At 54.1% G+C, this 2,533-nt stretch carries 2 pseudogenes; both read left to right on the top strand.

Annotated elements, in window-relative coordinates:
- Positions 1-324 precede the first annotated feature (324 nt).
- Positions 325-972, top strand: a pseudogene (locus ACNPAA_RS20755) (IS110-like element ISAs16 family transposase); the annotation flags it as partial.
- A 297-nt stretch (positions 973-1,269) separates the two neighbouring features.
- Positions 1,270-2,421 (top strand): annotated as a pseudogene (locus ACNPAA_RS20750) (IS3 family transposase).
- Positions 2,422-2,533 lie beyond the last annotated feature (112 nt).

The following is a 2,533-nucleotide window of genomic DNA, read 5'->3' as shown; positions in this document are numbered from 1 at the left end:
ATTCACGCTGGCCAACCTGTTTCGGGCGGACCAAATGATACGTCAGTGGGAGAGATCTCACTAAAAACTGGGAATAACGCCTTAAATGGCGAAGAAACGGTCTAAATAGGCTGATTCAAGGGAAGGTGCGAATAAGTCATATGGCACGAGAGCATTTACTGGTAACCCATTGATATTAAATGACTAAAATTTTCATTTTTTGTTCGTGGGATACTTGTTCGCACTTTCCCAAGGCATTTACGGGAGAAAAAATCGGCTCAAACTGAAAAAATGAAATGACTGAGTCAGCCGAGAAGAATTTCCCCGCTTATTCGCACCTTCCCTAGGCAGGGGTTCGTCAAGGCCAGGACCGCCCAGGCCAACCAGATCCGAGGACTTTTGGCGGAATATGGGCTCATCATCCCCCAGGGCATCACCCACATCGGCCAGCGTGTTCCCGAATTCCTGGAGGACAGTGAAAACTGCTTGCCAGGGACGTTTCGCCTGTTGCTGATGCGACTCCACGAGCACCTCAAGGAACTCAATAAGCAGGTCAACGAGCTGGAGGAAGCGAGCGTACGCTGGCATCGAGACAGTGTCGCCAGCCAAACATTGGCACAGCTACCCGGTATAGGTCCTATCACCACCAGCGCCCTGGTGGCCTCCATTGGCAATCCGAGAAATTTCCAGAATGGCAGGCAGTTGGCCGCGTGGCTGGGGTTGGTGCCACGGCAACACTCCAGCGGTGGCAAGCAGACCCTGCTGGGGATCAGCAAGCGCGGCGACAGCTACTTGCGCACACTGTTAATTCATGGCGCTCGGGCGGTGCTACGAGTAGCAGAACACAAGGAGTCGTTTGCAGGAAGCTGGTTGGCCGGGGTGATGGCACGGCGCAACCCTAACGTGGCGGCGGTAGCGCAGACGGCTAGAATCATCTGGGCATTGCTGGCACACGACAGAAAATATGATGCTCACAATGGCATGGCCGCATGAAAAACAGGTTTAGTAAGGGCGGGCTGACAGCCCTGCAACAAGACGGTTGGCAATGATAATGAAGCACAGATTGCGCAGGCAATCATGAAGTGATGGCGAGACAGGTCAGACCGTGGCTGGCAAAACCCGGTGTTAACACAGCACGTCGTTAAGTGCGCTGTAAGTGATAGAGGAGCCAGTCAGCGAATTCCATCAGGGATAGAGGCTGTTGCCTCGGTGAAATCCGGATCTATGGCTGCAATCTCCACCTGACTCACTTTCATTGATTGAGGGCTTGGCAAACCGGGGCGACCATCTATGTTAACAGGGGCTGAGCGTCGTCGACGCCGGAAAAGATCTCCATCGTGCAGCAGACCTTTGAGCCCGGAATGACCGTCTCTCATGTAGCTCGCTTGCACGACGTCAACGCCAACCAGCTTTTCAAATGGCGTAAGCAATTCCAGGAAAGCTCTCTCACGGCGATCACCGCCGGTGAGGATGTTGTTACAGCCTTCGAGTTGGTTGCTGCCATCAAGCAGATCCGAGAGCTCCAGCGTCTGCTCGGGAAGAAAACCATGGAGAACGAGATCCTCAAAGAAGCCGTAGAGGTTGGTCGAGCAAAAAATGGATTGCGCATGCGCCCTTGTTGCCGGGGGACGACGATTAAGTGCTGTGAGCCAGGCCCTTAATGTATCGCGTGCGCAGCTATCCGTTCGTGTTCATCGAAAACCAGGTTGGCAAGATGGTCGTCATCATCGCCTGCATGATGATGCTGCCTTACTTGGCCGGATCATGGAGGCGATGGCTGAGCTTCCCTCCTATGGCTATCGTCGAGTCTGGGCGCTGTTACGGCGTCGGTCAGAGGCAACACGACAGCCTGTGGTAAACGCCAAACGGGTATATCGCGTCATGCGCGATCATGGCCTGTTGCTGGAAAGAAAACCGGCTGCACCATTGACCCAGCGGGCACATCAGGGGCGTGTTGCCGTCAAGGAGAGCAATCGACGTTGGTGCTCAGATGGCTTCGAGTTTCGCTGCGATAACGGTGAAAAACTACGAGTCACGTTCGCCATGGACTGCTGTGACAGGGAAACCTTGGACTAGGCTGCCAGTACCGGGGGTTACGACAGTGCCACGGTGCAAGATGTCATGCTGAGGTCTGTTGAGCGTCGCTTCGGGGATGCGTTGCCGGCATCACCGGTGGAGTGGCTGACTGATAATGGTTCGGCGTATCGAGCCCATGAGACCCGCGCGTTTGCACGAGAAATCGGGTTGGAGCCCAAAACGACTGCGGTGAGAAGCCCACAGAGCAACGGTATAGCGGAGTGCTTCGTGAAGACGATGAAGCGAGACTATATCGAGATGATGCCGAAACCAGATAGCCGAACAGCGGTAGGCAATTTGGCCATCGCGTTTGAGCATTATAACGAACACCACCCGCACAGCGCCTTGGGATACCGTTCAGGGTGAGAGCGTGAACATTTTGTTAAATTTCACCCAGTTTTTTGAGACCCGCATTGAGTACCGTTTCCAGATATTCACTGCTCATTCCTGCGATTTTTTGCTTCCGTCTTACGCTCGC

Origin of the sequence: Aeromonas sp. PS2Canimalfood6 (genome assembly GCF_048276795.1) — a bacterium.
In the GTDB taxonomy this organism is placed as follows: domain Bacteria; phylum Pseudomonadota; class Gammaproteobacteria; order Enterobacterales; family Aeromonadaceae; genus Aeromonas; species Aeromonas caviae.
Note: the sequence above shows the minus strand (reverse complement) of the source record. Positions and strands in the feature narration are given on the sequence as shown.